At 70.8% G+C, this 26,382-nt stretch carries 23 protein-coding genes, 1 tRNA gene and 2 pseudogenes; 16 read left to right on the top strand and 10 right to left on the bottom strand.

All coding sequences use genetic code 11. The features are described from left to right. Positions 1–18 precede the first annotated feature (18 nt). Positions 19–1,218: an MBL fold metallo-hydrolase gene (locus ACWEV0_RS13140; RefSeq protein WP_453149133.1), complete on the top strand. Its 1,200-nt coding sequence runs from the start codon at positions 19–21 to the stop codon at positions 1,216–1,218. 903 nt (positions 1,219–2,121) lie between these two features. Beyond that, entirely contained in the window at positions 2,122–2,607 is a 486-nt protein-coding gene (locus ACWEV0_RS13135) for a hypothetical protein (RefSeq protein ID WP_453149131.1), read from the top strand. On the opposite strand, the pseudogene ACWEV0_RS13130 reads toward ACWEV0_RS13135, so the two are convergent. Both ACWEV0_RS13130 and ACWEV0_RS13125 read right to left on the bottom strand, forming a co-directional pair. Then, positions 2,600–3,763 (bottom strand): annotated as a pseudogene (locus ACWEV0_RS13130) (IS110 family transposase). The gene ACWEV0_RS13135 and the pseudogene ACWEV0_RS13130 overlap by 8 nt on opposite strands. Before the next feature lie 162 nt (positions 3,764–3,925). Continuing rightward, positions 3,926–4,216, bottom strand: coding sequence for a hypothetical protein (locus ACWEV0_RS13125; protein WP_453149129.1), 291 nt, complete (start codon positions 4,214–4,216; stop codon positions 3,926–3,928). Between the two features lie 361 nt (positions 4,217–4,577). On the opposite strand from ACWEV0_RS13125, the gene ACWEV0_RS13120 reads away from it, so the two are divergent. Both ACWEV0_RS13120 and ACWEV0_RS13115 read left to right on the top strand, forming a co-directional pair. Next, on the top strand, positions 4,578–7,274 hold the full coding sequence (locus tag ACWEV0_RS13120; protein ID WP_453149126.1) for a tetratricopeptide repeat protein: 2,697 nt from the start codon (positions 4,578–4,580) through the stop codon (positions 7,272–7,274). A gap of 404 nt (positions 7,275–7,678) precedes the next feature. After that, positions 7,679–8,056, top strand: coding sequence for a nuclear transport factor 2 family protein (locus ACWEV0_RS13115; protein WP_453149124.1), 378 nt, complete (start codon positions 7,679–7,681; stop codon positions 8,054–8,056). A gap of 93 nt (positions 8,057–8,149) precedes the next feature. Here the strand turns inward: ACWEV0_RS13115 and ACWEV0_RS13110 are convergent. The 4 genes and pseudogenes from ACWEV0_RS13110 to ACWEV0_RS13095 all read right to left on the bottom strand — a co-directional run. After that, positions 8,150–8,218, bottom strand: a pseudogene (locus ACWEV0_RS13110) (integrase); the annotation flags it as partial. A gap of 573 nt (positions 8,219–8,791) precedes the next feature. Next, the gene (gene arr / locus ACWEV0_RS13105) at positions 8,792–9,220 is read right to left on the bottom strand and encodes an NAD(+)--rifampin ADP-ribosyltransferase (protein ID WP_453149122.1); all 429 of its coding nucleotides are present in this window, start codon (positions 9,218–9,220) and stop codon (positions 8,792–8,794) included. Positions 9,221–9,316: 96 nt separating this feature from the next. Further along, complete coding sequence (locus ACWEV0_RS13100) at positions 9,317–10,456, bottom strand: winged helix DNA-binding domain-containing protein (RefSeq protein WP_453149120.1); 1,140 nt, start codon at positions 10,454–10,456, stop codon at positions 9,317–9,319. Positions 10,457–10,614: 158 nt separating this feature from the next. Then, entirely contained in the window at positions 10,615–12,027 is a 1,413-nt protein-coding gene (locus ACWEV0_RS13095) for a hypothetical protein (protein WP_453149118.1), read from the bottom strand. A 192-nt stretch (positions 12,028–12,219) separates the two neighbouring features. Between ACWEV0_RS13095 and ACWEV0_RS13090 the strand changes: the two genes are divergently transcribed. Further along, a complete protein-coding gene (locus ACWEV0_RS13090; RefSeq protein ID WP_453149116.1) occupies positions 12,220–12,759 on the top strand; it encodes a DinB family protein in 540 nt (179 codons plus the stop codon). 12 nt (positions 12,760–12,771) lie between these two features. Here the strand turns inward: ACWEV0_RS13090 and ACWEV0_RS13085 are convergent, their stop codons facing one another. After that, entirely contained in the window at positions 12,772–13,143 is a 372-nt protein-coding gene (locus tag ACWEV0_RS13085; RefSeq protein ID WP_453149114.1) for a hypothetical protein, read from the bottom strand. Between the two features lie 129 nt (positions 13,144–13,272). Continuing rightward, entirely contained in the window at positions 13,273–13,917 is a 645-nt protein-coding gene (locus ACWEV0_RS13080; RefSeq protein WP_453149112.1) for a type III effector protein, read from the bottom strand. 129 nt (positions 13,918–14,046) lie between these two features. Between ACWEV0_RS13080 and ACWEV0_RS13075 the strand changes: the two genes are divergently transcribed. The 8 genes from ACWEV0_RS13075 (at position 14,047) to ACWEV0_RS13040 (ending at position 19,909) form a co-directional block, all read left to right on the top strand. After that, positions 14,047–14,481 carry an Hsp20/alpha crystallin family protein gene (locus ACWEV0_RS13075; protein WP_453149110.1) on the top strand — a complete coding sequence of 145 codons (435 nt, stop codon included), beginning with the start codon at positions 14,047–14,049 and terminating at the stop codon, positions 14,479–14,481. Between the two features lie 93 nt (positions 14,482–14,574). Continuing rightward, entirely contained in the window at positions 14,575–14,973 is a 399-nt protein-coding gene (locus ACWEV0_RS13070) for a DUF2267 domain-containing protein (RefSeq protein WP_453149108.1), read from the top strand. 79 nt (positions 14,974–15,052) lie between these two features. After that, on the top strand, positions 15,053–15,511 hold the full coding sequence (locus ACWEV0_RS13065; protein WP_453149107.1) for a DUF2267 domain-containing protein: 459 nt from the start codon (positions 15,053–15,055) through the stop codon (positions 15,509–15,511). Between the two features lie 438 nt (positions 15,512–15,949). Further along, entirely contained in the window at positions 15,950–17,905 is a 1,956-nt protein-coding gene (locus ACWEV0_RS13060; RefSeq protein WP_453149105.1) for an ATP-binding protein, read from the top strand. A 7-nt stretch (positions 17,906–17,912) separates the two neighbouring features. Then, entirely contained in the window at positions 17,913–18,347 is a 435-nt protein-coding gene (locus ACWEV0_RS13055; protein WP_403789762.1) for a roadblock/LC7 domain-containing protein, read from the top strand. A 2-nt stretch (positions 18,348–18,349) separates the two neighbouring features. Beyond that, entirely contained in the window at positions 18,350–18,721 is a 372-nt protein-coding gene (locus ACWEV0_RS13050) for a DUF742 domain-containing protein (RefSeq protein ID WP_389210360.1), read from the top strand. Next, on the top strand, positions 18,699–19,343 hold the full coding sequence (locus tag ACWEV0_RS13045; protein WP_453149104.1) for a GTP-binding protein: 645 nt from the start codon (positions 18,699–18,701) through the stop codon (positions 19,341–19,343). Before ACWEV0_RS13050 ends, ACWEV0_RS13045 begins: the two co-directional genes overlap by 23 nt. Next, a complete protein-coding gene (locus ACWEV0_RS13040; RefSeq protein ID WP_403789765.1) occupies positions 19,340–19,909 on the top strand; it encodes a GAF domain-containing protein in 570 nt (189 codons plus the stop codon). The genes ACWEV0_RS13045 and ACWEV0_RS13040 overlap by 4 nt, the downstream gene beginning before the upstream one ends. 95 nt (positions 19,910–20,004) lie before the next feature. On the opposite strand, the gene ACWEV0_RS13035 is transcribed toward ACWEV0_RS13040, so the two are convergent. After that, positions 20,005–21,213 carry an acyl-CoA dehydrogenase family protein gene (locus ACWEV0_RS13035; protein WP_453149103.1) on the bottom strand — a complete coding sequence of 403 codons (1,209 nt, stop codon included), beginning with the start codon at positions 21,211–21,213 and terminating at the stop codon, positions 20,005–20,007. Positions 21,214–21,806: 593 nt separating this feature from the next. On the opposite strand from ACWEV0_RS13035, the gene ACWEV0_RS13030 reads away from it, so the two are divergent. From ACWEV0_RS13030 to ACWEV0_RS13020, 3 genes are all read left to right on the top strand, one after another. Then, positions 21,807–21,880, top strand: a tRNA-Pro gene (locus ACWEV0_RS13030). Between the two features lie 316 nt (positions 21,881–22,196). Then, complete coding sequence (locus ACWEV0_RS13025; protein WP_453149101.1) at positions 22,197–22,379, top strand: LuxR C-terminal-related transcriptional regulator; 183 nt, start codon at positions 22,197–22,199, stop codon at positions 22,377–22,379. Positions 22,380–22,626: 247 nt separating this feature from the next. After that, positions 22,627–23,412 carry an AraC family transcriptional regulator gene (locus ACWEV0_RS13020; RefSeq protein ID WP_453149099.1) on the top strand — a complete coding sequence of 262 codons (786 nt, stop codon included), beginning with the start codon at positions 22,627–22,629 and terminating at the stop codon, positions 23,410–23,412. 147 nt (positions 23,413–23,559) lie between these two features. On the opposite strand, the gene ACWEV0_RS13015 is transcribed toward ACWEV0_RS13020, so the two are convergent. Then, entirely contained in the window at positions 23,560–26,319 is a 2,760-nt protein-coding gene (locus ACWEV0_RS13015; RefSeq protein ID WP_453149097.1) for a helix-turn-helix transcriptional regulator, read from the bottom strand. Positions 26,320–26,382 lie beyond the last annotated feature (63 nt).

Genomic DNA, 26,382 nt, shown 5'->3' with positions numbered 1-26,382 from the left:
TCGACTTCAGGAGGTCTCGTGACCGGCACTGGCTCCGACCACACGCTGCGGGCACGGCTGCGCGCGCTGCGCCCCGCGGCCTTCGGCGCCGACGCGGCGGGGGAGCGCTGGGAGCGCATCCTCCGTTCCCCGAACTTCGCCGACGGGGTCTTCGTGAACCCCGAGCCCGCCCGGCACCGGCCGTCCGGCGGGGCCGTCGAGTTCGCCAAGGTGTACTTCGAGAAGGAGGCCCGGGTGAAGCGCGCCCCGGCCGGCCGGATCCCCGTGCACCCCACCACCCTGGCCGACCTCGCCCGGCCGCCGGCCACCGGGCTGCGGCTCACCTGGATGGGCCACTCCAGCGTCCTCACCGAGATCGACGGGCACCGGGTGCTCTTCGACCCGGTCTGGGGCGACCGCTGCTCGCCCTTCGCCTTCGTCGGACCCAAGCGGCTGCACCCCGTCCCCGTGCCGCTCGCCGCCCTCGGCCCGGTCGACGTCGTGGTGATCTCCCACGACCACTACGACCACCTCGACCTGCCCACGATCAAGGCGCTGGCCGGCACCGACACCGTCTTCGCGGTGCCGCTCGGCGTCGGCGCCCACCTGGAGCGCTGGGGCGTCTCCGCCGCCCGGATCCGCGAGCTCGACTGGACCGAGTCCACCACCGTCCGCGACCTGCGCCTCACCGCGACCCCCGCCCGCCACTTCTGCGGCCGCGGCCTGCGCAACCAGCAGCACACCCTGTGGGCCTCCTGGGCCGTCGAGGGCCCCGCGCACCGCGTCTACCACAGCGGCGACACCGGCTACTTCTCCGGTTTCAAGGACATCGGCGCGGCCCACGGCCCCTTCGACGCCACCATGATCCAGATCGGCGCCTACTCCGAGTACTGGCCCGACATCCACATGACCCCGGCCGAGGGCCTGCTCGCCCACCTCGACCTGCAGGGCGGCAGCCCGCACGGCGTGCTGCTGCCGGTCCACTGGGGCACCTTCAACCTGGCCCCGCACCCGTGGGCCGAGCCGGGGGAGTGGACGAAGTACGAGGCCGAGGAGGCCGGCCAGGCGGTGGCGCTGCCGCGGCCGGGTGAGCCGTTCGAGCCGGCGGGGAAGGTGCCCGCGGATGCCTGGTGGCGCGAGGCGTCCCATCCGATCGCGGACCCGTGGCGTCGGCTCCAGCCGGCGCAGGATCCTGCCGAGGCCCCCAGGCGTGATCTCGACCTCGCGGGTGAGAGGTGACGGTGAACGAGGATGACCTCAGCCAGGTCACGCGACTGCTGGCTCGTCTTCCGGGCGAAGAGCGCAATCGTGTGGTGCCTCTGGGCACCACATCCTGATCGTACGGGCGGCTCCTGAGCATCGAAGTTGTCCAGAGGGCACCTGGCGTTGCTCGTCACAGCAATGTGACTGAGCGCCGTGGTTGGCCGGTGCACTCGACGGCTGCGTGGAGCGGGCCGGGAGCCGTGGCCTGGGTGCCGTGCCGTCTGGGGCTGCCCCTGATCGTCGGGAGGGGGATCTGGGCAAGGTGTGAGCGCCGTAGTGAGGCTGGACCAGAGAGGTCCGTCTATCTGGCGGCCGTCTTCGCTGTGGGGGAGCGGCTTGGTGTCGTTCTGATGATCCACGCGTACCTGAAGCGGTGCTGGAGCGGGCACGACTACTGTCTGGCTCGGCCGGACCGCAGGCGGCCAGCTGGCGACCGTGGCCGTCGCCCCGCATCTGTCGTGGACGGCGTAAGCGGAGGCACGACGCACGCTGAGTCTCGGGCGCCGAGCTGCCCGCTGCGGCAGGCATCGTTGAGCTCCTACCTGGCCGGACTGAGCCGATCGAACGCTCGGTCGCAACGTGTGACCGAGCAGGACGGTTGGCCCTTTTGTCTCCTGCGTCGAGGACGCCGGTCCGGGCTGTTGGCTGGCCTGAACGGGGCGTTAGCCTCGGCGGTGCGGTCCTCTGCGGTGATGCCAGGGTGACGTCCCCTATATGTGCCCACCGGAGTGGCCGTGTTGGCGGCGCGGCCGGAGACGCCGAGATAGCTGACAGTCGGCGGCTGTCAGCTAGCTGCCGGAGTTCGACGGGGGGTGCCCCTATCCCTTCGGTCAAGGGAAACGGGGCTGCGTTGGGCCGGGGGCAGGGCAGCATGGCGGAGTGGCTGATCTGCTGTGGGATGACGTGAGCTGTTTCTTCGATCCGGACTTGATGGGGTCGCTGCCGGACGTGCGGGTCCCGGATGCCTCGGTGGAGGACTGGCAGGCCGTCCTCGATCTTGTCGCGGAGAAGGGCTGGAAGTGCCAGTACTCCGAAGAGGCGACGGTGCTGCCGGTGCCCCGGGCGGAGACCGTGCTGTCCCGCCCGGCGGACGCTGAGTGCCCGTACTTGCGGGTCTGGCCGGCTCCCGATGTTCTGGTGATCTTCCGGTTCCTTGTCGAGGAGGAAGTCGACTTCGACGTCGATGTGCGGGAGTTGCAGGGGCAGGAGCGGCTTGATGTGTTCTGCGGCTTCCTTCGGGAGATCGGGCGGCGGTTGGGCAAGCCGGTGCTGATGGATCCGGAGGGCGATGCCGGCCATCCGGTACTCGGCTTCGATGTCGAGGCCGACCGGGTCGTCCTCTTGGCTGAGCCGCTGGTCATGTGACCGCGGCCGTGGGCCGGGGTTCGTAGAAGGTGCCGTCGCGGAGCATGGCGAACAGGACATCTTCCCGTCGTCGGGCGAGGCAGAGCAGGGCTTGGGTGTGGTGCTTGCCCTGGGCGATCTTCTTGTCGTAGTAGGCCCGCGATGCCGGGTCGCCCAGGGCGGCGAAGGCGGAGAGGAAGAAGGCTCGTTTGAACTGCTTGTTTCCTCTCCGGGAGGGCTGTTCGCCGCGGATCGATGACCCGGAACTGCGGGTCGCAGGGGCGAGTCCTGCGTAGGCGGCGAGGTGGCCGGCGGTCGGGAAGGTGCTGCCGTCGCCGACCTCGATCAGGATCCTGGCTCCGGTCCTGACGCCGATGCCCGGCATGCACGTCAGGACCTTCGAAAGAGGGTGAACCTCCAGGAGGTCCTCGATCCGCCCGGCCAGGAGTTTCCGCCGGTCAAGGGCGGCTCGTCAGGGTTCCGGCCGGGCTCGGGACGATCAGCGCGGCCGCCTCGGTGCCGGGAACGGTGACGACGAAGATTTCCTCGACCAGCCGCTCGGCCATCCTCGGCGCCTTCGGCCGCAGCAGGGTGACCAGCCTCCGCCGTCCTGCCTTGCGTATCTGGGCCGGTGACCCGAACCGTTCCATCAGCGTGGGTGCTGCAACCGAGGCCCCACCCGTTCCAGCGACGGATGGATCTGCGTCAGCAGGCCGTGCAGCCGGTTCGCGACCCGGGTGGCCTCGCCAGCCAGGTCGTCGTCGAAGCCGACGATCATCTCCAGTTCGGCGATGGTCTCGTCCTCGCCGTCGATGGCCCGCAGCGTGTGGGGCATCGCGCGGGCGGCGTCGGCGATGATGAACGCGTCCTTCGCGTCCGTTTTGGCCTCGCCTGGGTAGAGGTCGGCGATCCGCCGCATCGTCAGGCCGGGCAGGTAGGCGACCGGGCAGCCCATGTCGCGGGCGACGGCCAGCGGCAGGGCACCGATGGAGGCCGGCTGGTCGACCACGACCAGCACGGTTCCGTGCTTGGCGAACAGCTCGCGGAGCTTGGGCTCGGTGTTGGGCAGGCGCTTGTCGAACGCCTTCTTTCCGGCCGGGGTGACGGTGGTGGCGTGGTGTTCGCCCTTGCCGACGTCCAGGCCGAGGAAGACGTCGATGTTGCCGGTGTCGATCACGTGCAGGCCCCTCCATCACGCTTTCGTCCGGCCTTGCCTGGGCACCGAGCTGCCACATCCACGTTACGGAGAGCTCTTCCGGCCTTGGGTGAAGCCGGTGCTCAAGCCCCTCTTCAGCGGTCTGTCGATGCCTCCGGGCCCGGTGACACCACCCCCCCCGGATCATGGACAACAAGGGGGGAAGTCATGCCGGAACCGAAGGCCGGAGGCCCCATTGCGGATCCACGAAAAAGGTAACGGGGGGGGAGTAACGGCCGGGAAGACTGCGGTCGCGGCCGTGCGGAAGGTCCGGTAGGCCACGTGGATGTCGTCGGTGACGTCCACCGTGATCACGGGCGAGGTCATCAGCGAATCGATCACGTCGTCCGCGTCGAGGCCCCGCACGAGTGCGGCCAGCGCGAGGTCGCCGTCGGTGACGATGCTGGGGAGGGCCTCTCCCTCGGTGACGATCACGGAACCGACCCCGTACTCGGCCAATCACTCGGGCGACTCTTCGCAGCGGTGTCCCGGCGGAAGCGGACACCGCCGGACGCCTCATCGCCCCATAGGGCAACATCTTCGGGCCAGTATGGTCCCTGGGACAGCAGCAGTTCGTGCGACAGCCGGCCGCCGTGAGACGACTGCATCTCCCTCTTGGTGCCCTGCGAAGGGATGTCCTTCAGCCCTTCGGTCAATGCTCTGACGGCCTGGGCCAGGACCTGCACCTGGTCCTCCAGGACGCGTAGCCCCACGAGCCGTCAGGTTCTGACACGGCGGCGAAGGAGTGAGAGGGTGGAGTTATCCGGGATCCGCAGGAAGCGGAGGGAGATCGGGTATGTTCCCCATCCGTCGCGGATGGCTGAGCAGAGCGGATCGCTCGTCCCTCCCCTACCCGCACCGAGCGGGCTGGTACGTCTCGACTCTCGTGCTGGCCACGGGCCTGCTCGCATCGCTGTGGTGGATCGGGAACGGCCACAACGCCTGGACAACCTCGAATGGATTGCCAAAGTTGGGCCAGTGGCTGTCGTGGTTCTTCGCGCAGGGAGTGGGCGGGCTCGGGCGGCTGGTGGCCGGTGACAACAGCATTGAACTATGGGGGATCCGGTGCGCTTGGCTGATCGGGTTCGTTCTGGTTCTATGGGTATGGCGCCGGGCGATGTTCGTGCGCAATGCGTACAAGCCAGGTCCGGTCGACGTTCAGACCCTGGTCAACGGTACGCCGGAAAAGGAGCCGAGCCCTCAAGTCGAGGATCTCACTGCCCAGTTCCGGATGCAGCTGTCGAAGACCGAACTGTACGCACCGACCAATCTTCCTGCCGAGACCCCGGCCGACAACTTCCTGGATCTCCTCGGTGACGTCAGTCTCGAACCCGCGAGCCTGCCGACGAGCCTGCTGAGACTGAGCAGCCGTATCCGGCCCCGGATCGCCTATCGGGTCGGCGGTGTGCTGGCCGCTCGCGACGAGAGTCCCGGCTTCGGACTCACTGTGACCCTCACCTCATACGCGATCCGGGGCAGTCGGTCCGAGACCTTCTGGGACACGAGCTGGGAGCGGGCGACCCGAACGGCCGGCTACTGGGTGGTTTCTGCACTACTGCCGGTGACCCGGGCTGGCCGAAGAGCGCCGTGGCGCGACTGGCGCGGCCGCGACCTTCCGCGCGAGTTGTTCGCCGCTTACCAGCAGGCGCGCGAACTCAGTAAGAAGCGCGATTTCGACGGCGCGTTGGAGAGCTACTACCGAGCAGTGCACATCGACCCGGCCAATGTGCAGATACGGAACCAGATCGGCGCCACTCAGGAGAAACTGGGCCTGTACCTCGATGCGCTGGAGACTTATCACGGAGCTCTTGCAATCGGCCGGCAGGGCAGCAGGAAGGACATCGCGCGGCTTTGGGCGGGGCCGTGGAACTGGCGCCGGATCCTCTATCAGTGGTTCCTGTGGGGCCAGCCCGGAGCACTGCAGGCCCGCTACCGCTTTGCCGTCGTCCTCGGCACGTCGGAGCTGACCGCCAAACAGTGGTGCAAGACCGAAACCCCCTCGCAGGCGCGTACCTTGGCCCGTCAGCGGATCCGAGAGACCCTCAGGCCAGCGCTGGTCGAGCGGTACTGGCGTGCCGTGACAGACATGCGCCCCGACGGGTCCGATGACGAGGTGAAGACCTGGCTCGACGAGACACTCAAGATCACCGAGGTTGCCGACGAGAATCAGAGGAAGACGGTTGAGCTGATCTTCCAGCGTGCAAGCGCCTTGGAGTTGTGCCGACTGACCGAGGACTACCCGATCGGACGGATCTTCCGACGCTTCCGCCACGACGAGACGTCTCTCACCCGCTCCGCGCTGCGGATCAGCCGGGATGTGTGGGCACCACTGCGACTGAGCCAGGCGGCGCCTGTGCAGGTCGAAATGTTGCCTCCTCGGGCAGCCCTGCGCTGGCGCAACGGCGTCTACAAAGCCGCCGCTCGGGTACGCGAATGGGTCCAGAAACCGGGCGATGCAAATGCCCTGAAGAAGACCGTGCGCAGGGCGAAGCGCTACGGCTTCAAGGAATGGCAGGGCTGCTACAACGCAGCCTGCGCCTACGCGGTGGCAATGAGAACCTGCAGTAGGGAATACCGGCAGGATCTCGCAGACGAGGCCTGCCACGAGTTGAAGGAGGCCATACGTAGAGCGGAGAGCGGGTACACGACCATCCGGCGGACGTGGCTTCTGTTCGATGACCCGGACCTGACCGAGCTACGGAAGACGAACAGCTTTGTTCGCTTCGGCCGGGAAGTCTTCCCGCACCCGCTACCCGACCTCCCCAGCTATGAGGAAGAGGCCGCAGGGGAAGACCGGAAGGCCCAGCCCGCACCGACCGATATCGAGATGGCGGCCTATGACCGTGAACTCCTTGAGAAGATCGGCACGGTGATGGAGCGTGTCTGGCACCGCAGAAGCATGCAGGCTCCCGCCAACTTGTACACGGTCCGCGAGTGGCTCGCCAAGGAACTGCAAGTGTGGAACCGTGTGGACACCGTCTCGGCGGCCGAGGCGCGAACCTGGTTCAACCGCAGGAAGCTCCTCGAGGAAGTCCAGAACGCCGCTGACGCCGCACTCCAATCGCGTATCGAACTACCAGCAGCCCTCCCTGAGTTCGACGAACTGCTCGCTTCTCATATGGATCAATCGGACAACGCGTGGACCGAACCGGCCAACACCCGTGACAAGCTGTGGGATTTTCCACATCACCTGGACACGGAACTTCATCGTCTTCACGTCCTCGTGAAAGAAGAAGCGCGATCGTCACCGATCAGCCGCAGCAACGAGCTGCGTCGGAAAATCGAGGCCTGCGCCTCCTCCGGGTTTACCGCTCTCTCCGACCTCACCACCGATCCTATCTGCTCTCGCTATGCCGCAGTGTGGCAAGCCTTCACCGCGCTTTTCTCGGAACTCAACGACTTCACGAGAGACAATCCCGACGGTCTCGAAGACTTCGAGCAAGCCCTTGAGTATCTCAACGAACCGGTGCGTCTCCTCGCACTGGGCAGGTGAAACACTCGGCCAATACCTCACGTGACGAGGTAAACGCCGGCGTTCCGGGGTCGGCAGGGTGAGTCACGCCGCGGTGTCGGTCAGGGGCGCCCGGATCGGCGTCTTCCATTGCCAGTCCGGCCCCACTGCGGGGTCGGCGGAAGATCCAGGGGCAGTGTTGCGCGGACGTAGCCTGGGGCACCGCTGCCTCCAAGGGACCGCTGGTACTGACCGCGACGGCTGTCGCAACGGCGGCTCCCGCGCCGCCGTTGCGAGCGCCACGTCGAGGTCGGCATCGGAAGCTCCGGTGGCGTGGGGTTCCAGTCGGGGCGCCGTCATCCAAGTGCCGTGACCGGGATGGTCCACCGTGATCGGAAGGCGGCTCGCGGGACGAGCGCACGCGCAACGGCTGGTATTACTGGGGCATGCAGGAAGAGACGGCACGCGCCGCGATCGACACGTTCATCTCCGCGTTCAACGCCTCGGACGACAGCTATGTGACTGCCCTGCTCTCCCAGGCGCTGACCTCAGACGTGGTCTTCTGGGGGCCGTTGGGTCGCAGCGAGGGAATCGCGGCGGTCGAGCGGTTCGTGCTGGACATCCGGCGCCACCCGGCGGGGACCGGCACGATGGTGCGCTGCTCAGCGGTGGACATGCCTGACGAGTGGGCCCGGTACCAGTGGGTCTTCACCACGCCGGATGGAGGCCCCCGCCTGGCGGGAACGGACGTCGTACATCTGCGGCGGAGCCTCATCGACCAGGTCATCGTCTTCGCGGGGGAGATCGAGCCGTTCCCCTCCTGAGTCGTCCCTCGGTCGCTGTTCTTCTCGTGAACTTGTCCCTTTCGACACTCCGGGGCTGCGGTTCGAGGCCGGCCAGGCTGCGGCGTTGAGGGGGCGTCTGCCCCAACGGATGCCCTTCTCGCTGCGGATGCGGGCGCGTTCCCTGCGTTGGGCGGCAACGATCGCGTCGTTCGCGAGAAGCCAACGCGGCGTGCGGCCGGGGTTCTGGCGCTCGATGGAGCAACATATGTCCGAGAACCACACGGAATATGGGCCGCTGCCGGGCTGGTGGCCGGACGTTCACATGTCACACCTGGACCTGCAGGGAGGCGCTCCGGCCGGAGCTGCTGCCAATGCTCACGCTCGTCCGCCAGCCTGCACTCCACGTCTCTCCCATCCTCGCCTGGCCCGTCGTGCCAGTTCGGCGGTACCGAGTTGGCGATCCTGCGGACTACGGTGCGGCGGCAGTGCGTCGGAGGTCGGCATACAGGCATGCGCTTACGCCCGGCACCAGGCTGGAGCTGCACCGGCTCTGCGAGGCCCTGACGGACGACACCCACCCGGGCCGCCCGCACGCGGTGACCGTCGCCGGCGTGGGCGGCGTGGGCAAGAGCGCACTGGCCGTCCACGCCGCGCACCCGCTGCGCGATCGCTTCCCCGACGGACAGCTGTACCTCGACCTCCACGGCTTCGGCACCCGTCCACCTCGCTCACCGCACGAGGCGCTCGCCACGTTCCTGGCGGATCTGCCGCCGGTCAGTCCAGGATCGTGGCGATCCCGCGCCGACGGAGGTCGTCCAGGCCGTTCCGCATGGCCTCGATCTGTTCGGGCGAGTGCCCGGCCCAGTCCGTCAGCTCCGACACGACCCGGACCGGCTCACGGGTGCGGTAGGAGCGGGTCGGGTTGCCCGGAAACTTGCGGTCGGTGACGTTCGGATCGTCCTCCAGCTCACCGGTCGGCTCGACCACGTAGACCCGCCCCGGGCCCTCGCCGGCCGCCAGTTCGGCCCCCCACACGGCGGCGTCCAGGGTCTCGGACACGTACACGTGGCGGGAGGTGCGTCCCTCCTCGTAGTTGGACGAGCGGCCGGGGGTCAGCAGGTCGCCCGGCGCGAGATCGGCCTTCGTACCGTGCAGGTAGGTGCCCGCCACGTACACCTGGAACGGGACAGGGACGTTGGTCATGGGCTGCTCCTCAGACCTGGACGAGCTGGACGACTTGGACGACGTGGACTCGTGGTTCCGGACGACCAGGGAACCACGTGCCCGGGTCGAAGGGGCTCAACCGGGCAGCATCCGCCGGTGCCCCGCCGGCAGCTTGGGCCACCAGTGGGCGTAGCGGTGGTAGAGCCGCGGATCGCGCGCCGCCAGCAGGGCGTACAGCGCCCGGGACTCCTCCGCCAGCGCGTCCCACACCGGCTCCGGCAGGTCGTGGAAGGCCGTCGCCTCGATCCCGCCCTCGACGGGCCGCCACACTCCCGCGACCCATCCGTCGACCAGCAGCGTCGGCAGCACGTCACCGTTGACCCGGATCACCGCCCGCCGGTACTCCGGCGGTACCACCCGGCCCCGGTCCGCGTACGCGAGCAGGACGCTGTCCCACATGCCGAGCAGCCGCGGCGGCGCGGGCGTGTCCCCGGCCGGCCGCCCGGCCCCCGGCAGGTCGAACAGCTCGCCGCCGTCCGGCCCTTCGAGCCGCACCACCGCATCGTCCAGCTCCCGCAACGCCTCCCGGAGCGGACCCCGCCGCACCATCGCGAACTGCGCCACGTCCGCCACCGACGCCGGCCCGAAACCCTCCAGATACCGCACGACGAGTTGCCGGAGCGCCCCCGGCGCCCCCTCGCGCCCCGCCGCCAATGGATCGCCCCCGGCCGTCACGTACGACGGGCGCTCCCCGAACGACCAGGGCCCGCCGGTCGGATGGTGGTGCAGCGGCGCGTACCCGCGCAGCCCCCACCAGGCCCCGTCCCGGGCCGCCTCGCCCACCCGCTCCGCGAGCCATTCCTTGATCTCCGCGGTGCCCCGCGGCACCTCGGCGAACGCGAGCAGCCCCGGCACGAGGTCCTGCACCTCGGCGGGCGGCAACCCGGTCCGGGAGCCGAGCCGCGACGCGTACAGCGTCGGTTGCACCGCCTCCCGGAACACCCGGTAGTCCTGGGCGTGCACGGCGTGCAGCGTGATCCGCATCAGCGTCGCCTTGACCACCTCGCGCCGCCCGAACGCGGCGTCCACCGCCGCCGGATCGAACCCGGCCAGCCGGTTCCACAACGCCACGTACGCCGAGCCGGCGTGCTGCGCCTGCAACGCGACCACCCGCCGCACGCCCTCGGCGACCCCCAACGGGGCCCGCTCAAGGAGCAGTTGACGGTGCAGAGTGGCCCTGTTGAGTTCCCGCGCGCTGATCCTCACGGTCCGCATTCTCCCGCCCAGCCCGCCCAGGCACGACGGAGGGGGCGGGCCGGGGCGGGCCGAGGTACGGCCGGGGCGGGCCGAGGTACGGCCGGGGCGGGCCGGGGTGCGGCGAGGCACCGGTCCCGAGGGGACCGGTGCCTCCGGGCGTCCGGGCCGGGAGGCCGTCAGGTGCCGTCGGCCGCGCCGGTCGTCCTCGTATGACGGAGCAGGGCCGTGGCGGCCAGGGCGATCACCGCCGCGGAACTCAGCACCGCCAGGGCCTGCGCCCAGGCGAACCGGGAACCGAGACTGCTCGCGAGGAGGTCGACGGCGCGCACGCCGGCCAGCGCGTGGAGCCCGACGATCCCGACGGCGACCGCCGCCGCCGCGGCCCACGCGGTCACGCTGTCCCGTACGGCCACCCACAACGCGGCGAGCAGACAGCACGCGGTGACCACGACCGACACCATCGCCGCGGTGCCGCCGGAGCGCAGTCCGGCCAGGTCGGTCGGCAGATGGATCAGGCCGCAGGCGAACAGCGCGGCCGCCGCCGGCCAGCGCAATGCCGACCGCAGCGCGGGGGACGTGGTGTGGCTGCCCGGACCCGCCGCCAGCGCGTGGTCCAGCGGCGATCTGGCCGACAGCAGGGCCTTGCGCGCCCTCCTCGTGGGCGTGGCGGTGCCAGGTGCCGGTTTGCCGTCCGACGGCGACGCCGGCGGCTCGGCTCCGGCGGGTCCGGCGGCCGCCCGCGCCGGGGCATCCGCCTCAGCGCCCGCGGCCGAGCCGGTGCCTGCGCCGGTCCCAGTGCCGGTGGCGCGCCAACTGCTGCCGTCGGCACCGATGATGTTCACGAGCGCGACGATGTCCTCGATCGGCCGGCCCAGCGCCGCGGCGCGCAGCGTGGTCTCGGCCTGGTGCAGGTCGTAGCCCGACTCGTTGAGCAGCACGACCAGCTGCCGCACCTCGTCGAGGGGGCGGGAGACCGCCGCGGCGCGCAGCGCCACGTCGGCGGGGGAGGACACCTCACCGGACTCCTTGAGCTGGGCGACGAGCGCGGCGACCTCGGTCACCGGACGCTCGGTGGCCGCCGTCCACAGCAGCGTGTGGATGGCTTCCTCGCCGTCCTCGTCCTGGGTCGCCCCCTCGGGAGCCGACTCCGACGCTGACTCCGGCTCTGCCGCCGGCTCTTCGGTCGGTTCCGCAGCGGTCGGTTCCGCAGCCGCTCCCGGGAACGGTTTCGGAGGCGTCGCGGGCGCCGGGGCCGGAGCCTCGGGCGTGCCCGGAGGCGGGGCCGCGGGCGGTACGGGCTCCGGTGCCGCCGTCGACGGGGCCGCCGGCAGGGGCGAGACCGACAGCGGTGCGCCGTCCGTGGGCGCGGTCGGGGCGGACTCGACCGGTGGGGCGGACTCGACCGGTGCGGCCGGTGTGGCCGAGGCGGTCGGGGCGGACTCGACCGGGGCCGTCGCGGCCTGCTCCGGCGGGTGCGGGGGTATCGGCGGCGGGGCGGGGGTGGTCGGGGAGGTCGGAGCCGGTGCGCGGAGGGGGAACGGCCGGGGGCCGCGGTCCGCGGGATCGCTGTCGAAGAGGTCGGGGGTCATGGTGGTGCTCCGTTCGTGGACACCCAGCCAGGGCGTCCAACGTGACTGGCTCGTGACGCGTCGAAGAAACGCCCACGTGGACACCACTACTGCGCAGTTCGGCACGTTGCGCCATCCGGGAATCGTCCCTGATGGGCCGACGGAGCGAAAGAAAGGTCCTCGGGGGTTTCCCCCGCTTGCTAACGTCGGCGTGTGACGGCTTGCTCGGAATGCGACTTCGTCTACGACCTCGCCCAGGGCCCCGCGGTCCCAGCGCTCGCCAGAAGCCTCGCGGACGCGTACGCCGAGCTCCTGCGGGCGGAGCCGGCGGTGCTCCGGCGGCGGCCGGCGCCGGAGGTGTGGGCGCCTCTCGAGTACGCCTGCCACATGCGCGACGTGCTGCTCGTGCAACGGGAACGCCTGCTGGCCGCGCGACGGTACGACACGCCGGTCGCCGAGCCCATGGGGCGTGACGAGCGCGTCGAGCACGACGGATACGCGGAGCAGCGGCCGGCCGACGTCGCCCGCCAGCTCCGGGACGCGGCCCTGCTGTTCGCCCACTCCCTCGACCGCCTGCCGGCCGCCGACTGGGAGCGCACGCTGATCTACACCTACCCCGAGCCGACGGAACGCTCCGTGCGCTGGCTCGCCGTGCACACCCTCCACGAGCTGCGCCACCACCTGCTCGACATGCGCCGCCAGCTGGAGCCGCCCGGGGCCGCCGCCCCGCGGCCCGGCCTGCCGGAGGCGTAGAGCGGCTGCGGGTCAGGGCGTGAGCGGGGCGAAGAGCTCCTCGTCCGCGTCGTCGAGGAGGAAGCCGTTGTCGAGACGGACGCGCACGGTCACCCGGGTGCGGCGCTGCTCGTACGCGCGCCAATCCGGCTCCAGCGCCCCCACCTGTTCCTGCAGTTGCTGCCTGCTGGCGGGCGGCATCTGGGCGCCGTAGGCGTCGAGGAGGGAGGCGAGCCGGAGGTATTCGCGCGCCTCGGGAGTCTCCTCGCGGAGGTGCTCGGTGACGCGCTCGACGGTGCCCTCGTTGCCCGCCGCGAGGAGAAAGGAAGGCCCGCCGAAGTCGCCGGCCAGGGGCAGCTTCAGCTCGCTCGTCAGCCGCACGCGCCGGCCCTCGTCCAGAGTCATGCCCTCCATTAGGCCATATCGGCGCCCGGAGGCCCCTCATGCCCCCATGGTCCTCCGGTCAGGATCGGGAGGCCTGAAGAACCCTGTGGCACGCGGCCCCCGCGCGGCGGCGCGGCGCGGGCTGTGCGGTCAGGGCTGTGCGGTGCCGCCGCGGCGCTGGTCGCTCTCGTTGCGGAGGTCGGTGGTGCGGCGGGTCAGGGAGTCGACGCGCGCGGCCAGGTCGGGGGGCAGCGGGGGGTGGGCGGTGTGGGCGCGGGCGAGGGGTTCCAGGAGGCCGGCCGGGTCGATGTCCGCCAGTGCCCGGCTGAGGTCGCGCCTCAGGGCGCCGGCGACGTTGTCGAGGGAGCTGATCTGCGCGGCGAGCAGGCGCAGCTCGGCGGCGTTGTCGCGGGCCCAGCTGGTGACCGTGCGGTCGGCGGCGCGGCGGTCCCGGGTCGCCTGGACGCGCTGCTCGCCGGTGGCGCCCGGGCGGCCGGGGCGGACCCGCAGATAGCGGCGCTCCGCGGCCTGCCGACTGGTCACGCCGAGGGGCTCGGCGAGCTCGGCCCAGCTGGCGCCCGCGTCGCGGGCGGCCTCGATCAGGCCCGGCTCCCAGCTCGCGAGCTGCTCGCGCAGCTCCCGCAGGAGCAGCAGCGCGGCGAGCGCCTCCTCGGAGGAGGCGCTCGGAGACGCGGCCGGGACGTCGGCGGACCGGGCCGCGCGGACGGTCTCGTCGATCGCGGCGAGGGCCGCCAGGGCGGCGCGGAAGGTGACGGGGTCGTCGCCTTCGGTCATACGGATCACACTCCGGGTGCGTCGTCATTCCGTTGACGACACCAGTTGTCGTCCATCCGTTGACATGTTACAACGGTGTCAGGTGAAGCGCATTGGCAACAAAGCCCGGACCTATGGAGGTGTTTCACGATGTTGATGCGCACCGACCCGTTCCGCGAACTCGATCGCCTGACCCAGCAGATGCTGGGCACGACCGGCACGTGGTCACGTCCCGCCGCCGTCCCGATGGACGCCTACCGCGAGGGCGACGCGTACGTGATCATGATGGATCTGCCGGGTGTCTCGCCCGACGCGATCGACATCGACGTCGAGCGGAACATGCTGACGGTGAAGACCGAGCGCCGGCCGGTCGCGAAGGGCGACGACGTCCAGATGGAACTGTCCGAGCGGCCTCTCGGTGTCTTCTCGCGCCAGCTGATGCTGGCCGACACCCTCGACACCGAGAAGATCTCGGCGGACTACACGGCGGGTGTGCTCACCCTGCGCATCCCGATCGCGGAGCGGGCGAAGCCCCGCAAGATCACCATCAGCGACGGCGGCAGCCGCAGGGAGATCAGCGGCTGAGCCGACACAGCGGGCCGGGCGCGGAGGGCGGTCGTCTCCCCCTCCGCCGTCCCTCCGCCCCGGCCGTCACCCCCCGGAGGAAGGGGCCGCGTCATGAGACTGCGATGGCAGACGTTCCTCGACCAGGTGCGGGAACGCGGAGACTACGGGACAGAGCGCGAGGCCGAGCGCGCCTCCCGGGTCGTGCTCGCACTCCTCGGCGCCCACCTGGTCGGCGACGTGCGGGCCGCGCTGGCCGCCCGCCTGCCGGAGACCTTCGCCGTCATCCTGCTCAACCCGCTCCAGGCCCGCGAACCACTCTCGCCGGAACGCTTCGTACGCGCGACGGCCGCCTGGATCGAGGGAGCCACCGAACGGACGGCGGCCTGGGACGTCAGCGCCGTGCTCAGCGTCGTCGCCGACGCGGCCGGCGAGGAACTCACCGGCCGGGTGCTCCTCCAGCTCCCACCCGGATACGACCTCCTCTTCGGCCGGCCGAACCTGCCCAGGTGAGCCCGGCCCGTCCCGTCGACACCTGTTCGCTCCGCCCGGCCCCGACCGCCGGGCCCGAAGAGAACGGCGACTGACCGCCATGACCCCGCAGACCGAGACCACGACCGCCACCGTGTCCGTGAACGGCCACGGCGGACCCTCCTACGCAGGCCTGCTCGAACGCGTCCGTTACGAGGGCGCCTACCCGACCCGCGAACGCGCCGAGCAGGCGGTCCGCTCCGTGCTCGCGGCGCTGGGACGCCAGCTCGTCGGCGACGAGCGCGTCGAGCTCGCCGCCCGGCTTCCGTTCGAAGCGGCCCTGGTCCTCACCGCCCAGGTCCCCGCCGTCACCCCGCTCACCGGCTGGGAGTTCATCAAGGACCTCGCCGAGCGCACCGGCGGCGGCCTCGCCACGACCCGCTGGGATGTCGGCGCGGTCCTCGCCCCCGTCTCCCGCCTGGCCGGCCCCGACCTCACCGACCGCGTCATCCGGCAGCTCCCCTCCGGCTACGCGCTCCTCTTCGGCAAGGCCGATCTCCGCCCCGCCGCGCGTCCGTAACGAACGCGAAGGAGCGCGCGCGTACGCGCGGGAGCGGTGGGGGGACAGGCGGCGCGAAGGCGCCGGGCGGCGTGCGGCGAGGGTGCGGTGCGCGCCCTCGCGCACGCTCGCGCGAGGGGATTCCGCTCAGGAGGGACGGCGCTTCCCTGAGGCGGCGTGCGGGCGGTAGGAGGAGGCTCCGCTCCGGTTCCGCGAAGGCCGGCGGGCGGGTCGGGGCGGCGAGTTTCGGCCAATCATTCTCGGACCGGCGAGGGGTTGGTGATACCAGACTCCCGCCGTCTACGGGTAAGTTTGCCAACTGCGCACCGCACCCGAACGGTTGACGACTACAGTGACTGCTCGGTGATCATCGGTAGGCTCATCACACCCACGTACGACACCTCCCCCGAAGTGCACCCCCGTAGTACGCCGAATCCTGGGCACGTACCAAGGACACTCATGTCTCAACTTCGCGCACCCGCCGCGCGGTCCGACCGCCGCGAGGGCGGGCGGCACGGCCGGTCAGGCGCCCGCGCCGCCGCCGGCACGACCGGCGCCGGCCCCGCTCAGCAGTCCGCGCCGCTTCCGACCGAGGCGCGCATACGCCCCCAACTCCTGCGTACCTCCGTCCTCCCGGCGGTCGCGGTGGCCCTCGGCGGCGCCGCCGCCGTGCTGTTCACGATCCGGTCCACCGGAGCCCACCTGACGCCCGGCCTCTGGGCCGCGCTCACCGGCGCCGCCGCGCTCACGGTCGCCTCGGTGACCGCCGCCGCGCTCGGCGCCGACCGGGCCGCCAAGGCGGTGCTCGACCGGGCCACCGCCCTGCGCCGCACCACCGCCCGCGACCAGAGCGAACTGCGCACGATCGTCGAACAGTTGCGCAGGGGCGAGAGCCTCGCGCCCCGGCCCGCGCTGCCCTCCGGCGGCGCCCACGACGAGTTCGACAAGCTGGCGCAGGAGCTGACCCGCTCTCACGAGGCCGCCGTGGCCTCGGTGGTGCAGGCGTCGCAGCTGTCCAGCAGCGTCGGCAACGAGCAGAAGGTCGAGGTGTTCGTGAACCTCGCCCGCCGGCTCCAGTCCCTCGTCCACCGCGAGATCCAGCTCCTCGACGAGCTGGAGAACGAGGTCGAGGACCCCGAGCTGCTCAAGGGCCTCTTCCACGTCGACCACCTCGCCACCCGCATCCGCCGGCACGCGGAGAACCTCGCCGTCCTCGGCGGCGCCATCTCCCGCCGCCAGTGGTCGAACCCGGTCACCATGACCGAGGTGCTGCGCTCCTCCATCGCCGAGGTCGAGCAGTACCCGCGCGTCAAGCTGGTGCCGCCGATCGACGGTACGCTGCGGGGCCATGCCGTGGCCGACGTCATCCACCTCCTCGCCGAACTCGTCGAGAACGCGACGCTGTTCTCCGCGCCGCACACCACGGTGCTGCTGCGCGCCCAGTACGTCACGGCCGGCCTCGCCATCGAGGTCGAGGACCGCGGCCTCGGCATGCCCGTCGACGAGCAGAACAAGATGAACGCGCTGCTCGCCGACCCCGACCAGGTCAACGTGGCGCACCTGCTCCAGGACGGCCGCATCGGACTCTTCGTCGTCTCCGCCCTCGCCCGGCGCCACGGCATCGCCGTACGCCTCCAGTCGAACATCTACGGCGGCGTGCAGGCCGTGCTAGTCCTGCCGCAGGGCCTGCTCGGCGCCGACCCGGAGGGCCTCGCCCGCCGCGAGGGCCAGGCCCAGGACCAGGCGCAGGTGCACGCGCAGATGCAGGGCGTCCAGCCCCAGGCCGTCCCGCTCGCCGGCGCCCCGGCCGCGAAGCCCGCACCCCAGGCGCCCGCCGCCCCGGCCGCCCCCGCGGCCAACCCCGTACCGGCGCAGGCGCCTGCACCGAGCCACGCGCCGGCGCAGGCCCCGCGCCACGCGCCGGCACCGGTCCACGCTCATTCGCACACCTCGCACAACCCGTCGCACACCCAGCACAACCAGCCGCGCACCCCCGCGCACCCGCCGGCCCCCCAGCCGGCCGGCGCCCCCGCCGCGGCTCCGCTCACCGCCCCGTTCACGGCCCACGCCGGCTCCCCGTACGGCGGACCTGGCCTGTCCGGGGTACCGTCCCAGCCCACCCCCACCCCCGCCGAGCCCAGCCGGCCCGGCACCGCTCATCCCGCCCCGGCCCCCGGCGAGGTCCCCCCGGCCCCGCGCTCCGGAGCACCCGGCAGGCCCGACCTCCCCAAGCGGCGCGCCCAGGAACACCTCGTCCCGCAGCTGCGCGACGAGCCCGCGGTCCGCAAGCCCGAGGAGCACGCCCTGCACGACCCGGGTCTGATGGCCGCCTTCCAGCGCGGTATCGGCCTCGCAGAATCCCAGCCCCCCGCCCCCCGCGAATCGCTGCGTCCCGGTGACGCGCACAAGGAGTAGATGCACCATGGCGAGCAATGCGCCGAACGGCCATTCCGCGGATCTCGACTGGCTGCTGAGCGGCCTGGTCCAGCGAGTCCCCTACACCCGCAACGCCGTACTGCTCTCCTCCGACGGCCTGGTCAAGTCCGTCCACGGCCTCGACCCCGACGCGGCCGACCACATGGCCGCACTGGCCTCCGGCCTCTACTCGCTCGGCCGCAGCGCCGGCGCGCGGTTCGGCGACGGCGGCGAGGTCCGCCAGGTCGTGGTCGAGCTGGACTCCACGCTGCTGTTCGTGTCCACCGCCGGCTCCGGCACCTGTCTCGCGGTCCTCGCCGGCCGCGAGGCCGACGCCGCCGTCCTCGGCTACGAGATGGCCATGCTCGTCAAGAGCGTCCGGCCGTATCTGGTCACCCCGGCCCGGCAGGCCGCGGGCATGGTGGGCGGCGCGGGACAGTGACGATCGGGTCCCACCAGGAAGGACCCTGGCTCGACGACGCGGCGGGCCGGCTGATCCGTCCCTACACCGTCAGCGGTGGGCGCACCAAGCCCACCGCCGCGCTCGACCTGCTCTCGATGGTGATGGCGACCGGCACGGCACCGCAGCCGCACATGGGTCCCGAGCACAGCCTGGCCCTCGGGCTGTGCGGCGGACCCACCTCGGTGGCGGAGATCGCGGCGCACTTAAGGCTCCCGGCCGTCGTCACCAAGGTCCTGCTCTCCGACCTCGTGGACTGCGGGGCGCTCACCGCCCGAGCGCCCCGCTTCCACGCCAATCCAACCGACCGTTCCTTGCTGGAGGCAGTGCTCGATGGCCTACGACAACGGCTCTGAGCGCCACGACCGTGGTCCCGACGCTCCCGGCGGCTTCGCGGCCGATCCCTTCCCCACCGCGCTGAAGATCCTGGTCGCGGGCGGGTTCGGGGTGGGCAAGACCACCTTCGTGGGCGCGGTCAGCGAGATCGAACCGCTGAGCACCGAAGAGCTGCTGACCTCGGTCAGCGCGGCCACCGACAGCCTGGAGGGCGTGGAGTCCAAGACCACGACCACGGTCGCGATGGACTTCGGCCGCATCACGCTCGACGACCGCAACGTGCTCTACCTGTTCGGCACCCCGGGCCAGGAGCGCTTCTGGTTCATGTGGGACGAACTCTCCGAGGGCGCCCTCGGAGCGGTCGTCCTCGCCGACACCCGCCGCCTCCAGGAGTGCTTCTCCGCCGTCGACTTCTTCGAGCGGCGGGGCATCACCTTCGTGGTGGCGGTCAACGAGTTCGACGGCGCCTTCCGCTACGAACCGGACGAGGTACGGGCCGCCCTCGACCTCAAGCCCACCGTGCCGGTCGTGCTCTGCGACGCCCGGATCTCCAGCTCCGGAATCCGCACCCTGCTGACCCTCGTCCAGCATCTGCTCACCACCATCCCGGCCGCCGTGCCGAGCTACGGAGTCACCACATGACCTACGACCCGACCGGCCACATGCTGCTGACCCCGATCGACAAGGACGCGCCCGCCCGGGTGCGCCGGCTGCGCGAACTGGGCCTCGGCGAGCAGCCGGACCCGGCGTTCGACGAGTTCGCCCACCGCCTCGCGGAGGTGACCGGCGCCCCGTACTCGATGGTCAACTTCATCGACGAGAACCGGCAGTTCTTCGCGGGCCTGCACACCCCGGCCGGTACGCACTCGGGCTCCGACCTCGGCGCCAACGCGGCGGGCGGCGGCGTCGGCCGCTTCATGGCCCGCGACCACGGCTACTGCCCGCACGTGGTGGTGCGCCGCAAGGCCCTCGTCCTGGAGGACGTCTGCGACTACCCGCGCTTCGCGGGCAACCCGGTCGTGGACGAGATCGGCATCCGCTCGTACATGGGTGCCCCGCTGATAGACCGCACGGGTGTGGCGCTCGGCACCATCTGTGTCGTCGACACGGACGTGCGGCCGTGGGGGCGGGCCGGTCTCGAGACGATCAAGGCGATGGCGGCGGAGCTGGTGGAGCAGATCAACCGCCGCGAGGACGGCCTCATCTGAGGCTGTCCCGCAGGCGTCGTACAGGTGCCCCGGGGTTCGGCTTCGTCGCCGGACTTCCGGGGCACGGTGCTTCTGCTGACGGCGAGGGGCGGCCGTCAGGCGTGGACGGGCTCCGGGGCCGGCGTGCGGACCAGGTCGGAGAGCCGCTCGGACCAGCTGCCCTTGTCCTGGCCGAGGGCGACCTCGGCGAGGCGGAGGAGCTGGACGTCGGAGGTGCCGGCGGGGGCGAAGATGTGGTGCGCGTCGCGGAGGTAGCGCTCGATGGGCCGGTCGGTGAAGAGGCCCGCGGCGGCGTGGATCTCCATGGCGTTGCGCCCGGAGTCGATCGCGGACTCGACGTTCACCAGCTTGGCGTTCATCAGCTCGGTGTCGCAGGACAGGCCCTGGTCGAGCAGATGCACGGCGTGGTAGGCGGCGAGCCGGGCCGTCATCAGGCGCGACTGCATCTGCCCCAGCTTCAGCTTGACGGTGGGCAGCGCGGCGAGCGGCTCGCCGTAGCGGATGCGCTCGGTGGCGAAGCGGGTGGTCTCCTCCAGGATGGCCTGGTGGATGCCGAGGGACACGGCCGTGAGGTTCGCCCGGCCGTAGAGCACGCTGGAGGAGTACGCGACGGAGAGGCCGTCGCCCTCGTCGCCGAGCCGGTTGGCGGCCGGCACCCGGCAGTTCTCGAAGATGAGCTCGCCGAAGCTGAAGCCGTGCAGACCCATCGAGGTCTGCTGCGGACCGGTCCTGAACCCCGGGCGATCGGATTCGACCAGGAAGGCGGTCAGTCCCTTCGAACCGGGACCGGTCCTGACCACGACACCGTGGAGGTCGCCGACGTGGCTGTTGCCGACGTACACCTTGCGGCCGTTGAGGACGTAGTCGTCGCCGTCGCGGACCGCGCTCGCCTCCATGCCGAGGACGTGGCCGCCGGACTCGTACTCGGTCACCGCGATGGTCGGCAGGCACTCGCCGGCGGCGATGGCCGGAAGCCAGGTCTTGCGCTGCTCGTCGCTGCCGAAGTGCACGATCTTGGCGGTGCCCAGCTGCGAGGCCTGGACCATGGCGCCCATCGCGCCGCTGACCCGGGAAAGCTCCTCGATGATGATCGTCTTGGCCAGATGGCCCGCGCCCATGCCGCCGTACTCGTGGCCGATCGTCGCACCCAGCCAGCCCTGTTCGGCGATCAGCCGGGACAGCTCGTGGTGCACGGTGCGCGACGCTTCCATCTCCGGTATCCGTGGCCGAACCTCACGCTCGGCGAAGTCGCGGACCTCCTCCCGGAGTTGATGATGCAGCCGACTGCTGAAGTAGCCGTCCATTCGAGTCCTCCCCTGCGAAATGCCTGCCCGTCGAGTGGTCCGAGCAGGTGGAGCATCGGCAGTGGTCCCGTCCCGAACAGGCCGACACTTCATGGTGTTGATCTTTACGGGGCGGATCAATATCGCCACCAAGGTTGTCCGAAACAGGACTGGTTGACGTTTGATTCCGACTGTGTTTCGCGTGGTCTTGGCCTGCTCGGTCCGGCGGGAAGGGCATTCCCCAGGAGCTTCTTTCTGCCACATGCCAACGGCAAGAGATTCCTGGGCATATGGCGCCGAGGGCGTCTCAGTCGCCTCATACGCCACTTCATCACCCGAACGGGTGGCATTCCGGAAGCGTGCCCGGACCTCCGCGCCCCGGAACCGCGGGGATTCCGGGGCCGCGGATCCTTCGTCGGAAGCCCGGCGGGGGCGCGTGGGAGCGCGGGGGTGGCGCGGAGGCGTATTACGGAGAGTGAGGGGCCGATGTCACGGAGCGTGCACGCGGGCGCACGCTGCAGTGGCCGGCGGTAAACGGGTTCGTGAGCACACGCGGAAGTGCGGTATTGTTCTCATGCGCGTTCGGCCGGGGAAACCCCAGGTCAGACGGGCACCGGGACGTGGCGCAGCTTGGTAGCGCACTTGACTGGGGGTCAAGGGGTCGCAGGTTCAAATCCTGTCGTCCCGACTCGAAAGAGTCGCAGATCAGGGGCCGTTTCAGAGCAATCTGAAACGGCCCCTGATCGTTTCCCGGGACCACTTGGGGATCACCCCCCCTTGACCGCGTCAGCGGGCCATGACGATCGGGCTCGGCAGGGGCCGGGGCGCACGGAACGCGCTGAGGTGGCCGGCCGGTGCGGCGCCGGCTGCGGTGATCTGCCGGACGTCGGGCTCGGCCGACCGTTCGGCGACATCATGGAGCGGCTCGGGTCCCCTGCGCGTCGCCGCGCAGCCGGCCCGCGGATGCGCGGCGAAGGCGTGCCCACCTGTGCGCGCCCCTTGTCGTGTTTCCGCACACGGTCAACACGCATCTGACGTCGATCTTCCGCAAGCTCTCGGTGACGTCGAGGGTCCACTTGGCCCGGCCGGTACTGGCGCAGGTCTACGTCGAGGCGGCTGGCCCGGCCCTGTCCGCGGGCTCTGCGCCCCGCGGCCGCCGAAGGCCGGGCCGGTCTCGGTGTGGATGAACGCGGCCACGAGCGTAGTCGTATCGACGGTCATGTGACGCATGCCTGTACGTCAGGCTCCCGCCATAGTGAAGGACATGAGGCCGCCTGTGGCGCGTGTCCTGATCCTGGGAACGACCGCAGGCCTTGCCCACCGTCACACCGATTCTCGACGGGGTCGCCGAAAGGTAACGGACCTCGACCGCACCGAACGGTGCAGGTCCCGCTTCCTTCCGGGCCGCGATTCGAACCAACCGGAGAAACTCGCATGACCACGATTTCCTGGCAGATCCAGGCCGTCTCCCCGCTGTCTCCGGGGAATGAGGAATTCGTCCATCTGGCACTGACGGTCGCCGATACGATGCTGATCACCGCAGATGGGGACGAGGTCCCCTTGAAGGCCGGTGACCTCGTTTTCTGTGATCCAGGCCGGCCTCGCTCCCCGCGGTTCGGCGATGACGGCCAGGTGACCGTCTTCCGTCTGCCCCACTGCTGTCTGGCCCTGTCGGAGGCGGACCGGGATCGCCTCGCGGGGATGACCTCGAGTGGCGGTGACGGTTTGGGTGCTCTGGTGTCGGGCTTTCTGGCCGGGCTGGTCACCGGGGCGCAGTGCCACAGACCGAGGGTCCTCCACCAGCTCACCCGCACAGCCGCGGACCTGCTCGTCCTTCTTGTCATGGAACTTCTCCCGACGGAGCGAGAAGACCTGTCCGGTACCACAGCCACCCGTAGCGAGATGCTCGCGCGGGTCCAGAACTACATCCAGAATCACCTGGCGGATCCGGACCTCTCACCTCAGTCGATCGCCCGCGCCAACCACATATCGGTCCGCTACCTGCACAGGATTTTCCAGCACGACGGCACCACGGTGAGTCAGTGGTTGCGGCAGCGCCGGCTGGAATCCTGCAGGCGCGACCTGGCCCGAACACCGAACCGAAGGGTCACCGTGTCGGCGGTGGCGAACCGTTGGGGCTTTACCAGCGCTTCGCACTTCAGCCGCGTTTTCCGGCACGAATACGGTATGAGTCCCCGCGAATGGCAGGACCTGTCGTGATCACGAGTGGCCGCGACCGCAACACGCTTAGTGGCGTGCACTCCGGGCACGGTTTCCCGCGCCCGGCGGCATAGCGGGGCGACGAGCTCCGCGGTGTTGTCGGTGTGCGGCCGAGAGGCGCAACCGGGTCCCGTAGACGGGGGAGAGCTATTCGCCTCCGAGGTCGGCCAGGTGCAGCTGGCCGCGGGAGGTGACGTCGAGCTTCTGGAAGATGCGGCGAAGATGCTGGCCCACCGTGCGGTGGGAGATGAACAGGCGGGTCCCGATCTCGCGGTTGGTTATACCGGTCGCCGCCATCCTGGCGATCTGCAGTTCCTGCGGGGTGAGGCTGTCCGCGGTGGACGGTGTGGCCCTGCGGACTGCTTCGCCCGCCGCGCGCAGTTCGGACCGCGCGTCCTGGGCGAACACGGTGGCGCCCAGCGCGTCGAAGCTCTCCACGGCCGCCCGCAGGGGTCGGCGGGCCTCCAGGATGCGGCGCCGGCGGCGCAGCCACCGCCCGTGGGACAGCTGCAACTGGGCACGGTGGAAAGGCCAGTTGACCAGCAGCCTGTCGTTGAGGGCCCGCAGGTAGCAGGCCTCCGCCTGGCCGGGGGCGACGACCAGGGGTTGGGTGCAGATGGCCATGACCTTCAGGAGCGAGGCGGTCGTCTTCTCGGCCAGCGCACTGAGCTGGGCGTGATGGTGCGCCGCCTCGTCGGTGCGGTCGGTGCGGACCGCGGCCTCGATGAGGTCCGCGGTGCCAAAGGCGCCCAGGACCGGGTGGTAGGTGATGTCGGCCGGATCCAGCACCCGCGTCAACTGCTCGTAGGCGTCGTTGTACTGCTTGTTGACCATGGCGTGGCGCCCCTTGGCGAACTGCGCGAAACCGAGCATCGAGTGCGCTCCGGCGGAGAGCAGTTCCGCCTCGGCCGTCCGGATGAGTTCGTCCGCGGTGTCGGACTCCCCGCGTTCGCTCGCCAGGGTGGCCAGGACCAGGTCGGCGGCGCACGCCCACAGGGGGCGGCCGGTGTCGCGGGAGAGCCGCCGGGACTCGTCCGCCGCAGTGCGCGCCAGCCGGTGCTTGCCGAGGTGGAGCGCAGCCCACGCCTGACACACGAGGGCTTCGCCGAGCAGCCCCAGGCGTCCCTGCCGGCGCAGGCCGTCGACGGCGGCGCCATGGTAGGGCCAGGCCAGGTCGAGCGCCCAGATCCCGGTGAGCGAGGAGCCCAGGGCATGCTGTTCGGCCGGGTCGTTCACGACCCCCGGAGCGATCCGGGTGGTCGTGTCGATGATCCGGGCCGCTTCACCGACGGGGTCGCCCAAGGCGGCGACGGACAGGGCCATCGGGTCGCTGTCGTGCCGCTGCAGCCGCCGCGCCGCCTGGACGAAGAGGTCGCGGGTCTCCTGCGTCGGATTGTCGTGCCAGCACCTGATGGACAGGGGCCACAGCGCGTTGAGCGCGAGTGCGGCGCCTGCGGTGTCGGCACCGGCCAGCTGGTCCGCCACGTCGGCGAACGCCCTCACCCGCTCGGTACTGAGCCAGCTCTCGTGGTTCAGTACCTCGCTCCACAGGATCAGGCGCAGCCTCTCCTCGGTCCGCAGTTCCGCCGACTGTGCCTCGGCAAGCTGCTGGTGTGCCGTGGCGGCCTCGCCGAGTTCGAAGTTGATCTCCGCGGACCGCAACAGGAGCCGGCCCCTGTGCGTCTGGGGGAGACTACGGAGTGCCGCCCGCCGCAGCGCCTCGGCCGCGGCACGCGGGGCACCTCGCGTCAGTGCCCTGAGGGCGGCCTGTTCGAGTTCGAGCGCCACGTCGTCGTCCACCCCGGGGGTCGCGGCCGCACGGTGCCAAGCCCTGCGTTCGGGCTGTCCGGCCAGTGTCTTCGCCAGTGCCGCGTGCGTGCTCAGCCGACGGGAGGGGCTGGCGGCGTGGTAGATGGCTGAGCGGACCAGAGGGTGGCGGAAGTGCACGTCGTGCCTGCGGATCTCGAGCAGCCCTGCGTCGACGGCAGGCTCCAGGGCGGCGACCGAGACGTCACCGCCGACCAGGACCTTCGCGGTCTCGATGATCTCGGCGAGGTCGCCGACGTCGTCGGCGGCGGTGACCAACAGAACCGTCTGGGTGAGCTCGGGCAGGTCCGAGGCACGCGAGAGGAAGGACCGCTCCAGGCGGCGCGTGGTCGGCACCAAGCGCAGCAGCGACGGTGGGGCGCTGCCGTCCCCGCGCAGCGCGGTCGGTAGTTCGACCAGTGCCAGCGGATTGCCGGCGGCCTCGGCCAGGATCCGTTGGCGCACCGAAGGGTCGAGCCCGGGTGCGCGTGCCTGCAGGAGCGCCGCCGCCGCGCCGTCATCGAGCCGGTGGAGCTGCATATCGGTAAGGCCGGCGTCGTTCAGCACGCTCTCGTGGCCCTCACGGACGGCCACGAGCAGGGCGACCCGCTCCCCTTCAAGGCGGCGGGCGACGAAGGCGAGCACCTCGCTGCTCGCTCGGTCGATCCACTGCACGTCGTCGACCAGCAGGGCGACGGGGGCTTCGTCCGCCAGGCTGCTGATCAGCTCCAGTGAGGCCAGCCCGACGGAGAACATCCCGGGGGCGGCGCTGTCGTTCATGCCGAAGGCCGCGTACAGGGCTCGCCGCTGGGGCTCCAGGAGGGACGGAGCGTGCTCGGACAGGACCGGAGCGAGCAGCTGGTGCAGCCCGGCGTAGGGAACGGAGGCTTCGGACTGCACGCCGAGCGCCGACAAGGCCCGGCCGCCACGTGCGAGGGCGACGTCCCTGACGGCACCGAGGAGGGCGGTCTTCCCGATACCGGCCTCGCCGCGCAGCAGCAGGGCGTCACCCGCCCCATCGAAGCATCGCGAGAGAAAGTCGGACAGGAACCGCAGTTCACCATCACGCCCGTACAACTCGTCTCCGTCCAATGTCGCCACCGGGAGAGCGTCGGCCGCTCGGGCGCGGATGACATCACTCCAGGGCGGCCTGCGGCCTGGTCC

It is taken from the genome of Streptomyces sp. NPDC003943, assembly GCF_053605265.1.
The sequence above is the reverse complement of the archived record's forward strand: the minus strand, read 5'-3'. Positions and strand labels throughout refer to the sequence as shown.

Coding starts and splice junctions, on each gene's coding strand:
- ACWEV0_RS13120 (WP_453149126.1), top strand. CDS start 4,578: ATGTTCCCCATCCGTCGCGGATGGCTGAGCAGAGCGGATCGCTCGTCC.
- ACWEV0_RS13060 (WP_453149105.1), top strand. CDS start 15,950: ATGTCTCAACTTCGCGCACCCGCCGCGCGGTCCGACCGCCGCGAGGGC.
- ACWEV0_RS13040 (WP_403789765.1), top strand. CDS start 19,340: ATGACCTACGACCCGACCGGCCACATGCTGCTGACCCCGATCGACAAG.
- ACWEV0_RS13080 (WP_453149112.1), bottom strand. CDS start 13,917: ATGACCGAAGGCGACGACCCCGTCACCTTCCGCGCCGCCCTGGCGGCC.
- arr (WP_453149122.1), bottom strand. CDS start 9,220: ATGACCAACGTCCCTGTCCCGTTCCAGGTGTACGTGGCGGGCACCTAC.
- ACWEV0_RS13085 (WP_453149114.1), bottom strand. CDS start 13,143: ATGACTCTGGACGAGGGCCGGCGCGTGCGGCTGACGAGCGAGCTGAAG.
- ACWEV0_RS13055 (WP_403789762.1), top strand. CDS start 17,913: ATGGCGAGCAATGCGCCGAACGGCCATTCCGCGGATCTCGACTGGCTG.
- ACWEV0_RS13095 (WP_453149118.1), bottom strand. CDS start 12,027: ATGACCCCCGACCTCTTCGACAGCGATCCCGCGGACCGCGGCCCCCGG.
- ACWEV0_RS13035 (WP_453149103.1), bottom strand. CDS start 21,213: ATGGACGGCTACTTCAGCAGTCGGCTGCATCATCAACTCCGGGAGGAG.
- ACWEV0_RS13045 (WP_453149104.1), top strand. CDS start 18,699: ATGGCCTACGACAACGGCTCTGAGCGCCACGACCGTGGTCCCGACGCT.
- ACWEV0_RS13065 (WP_453149107.1), top strand. CDS start 15,053: ATGACCCCGCAGACCGAGACCACGACCGCCACCGTGTCCGTGAACGGC.
- ACWEV0_RS13070 (WP_453149108.1), top strand. CDS start 14,575: ATGAGACTGCGATGGCAGACGTTCCTCGACCAGGTGCGGGAACGCGGA.
- ACWEV0_RS13020 (WP_453149099.1), top strand. CDS start 22,627: ATGACCACGATTTCCTGGCAGATCCAGGCCGTCTCCCCGCTGTCTCCG.
- ACWEV0_RS13115 (WP_453149124.1), top strand. CDS start 7,679: ATGCAGGAAGAGACGGCACGCGCCGCGATCGACACGTTCATCTCCGCG.
- ACWEV0_RS13100 (WP_453149120.1), bottom strand. CDS start 10,456: ATGCGGACCGTGAGGATCAGCGCGCGGGAACTCAACAGGGCCACTCTG.
- ACWEV0_RS13075 (WP_453149110.1), top strand. CDS start 14,047: ATGTTGATGCGCACCGACCCGTTCCGCGAACTCGATCGCCTGACCCAG.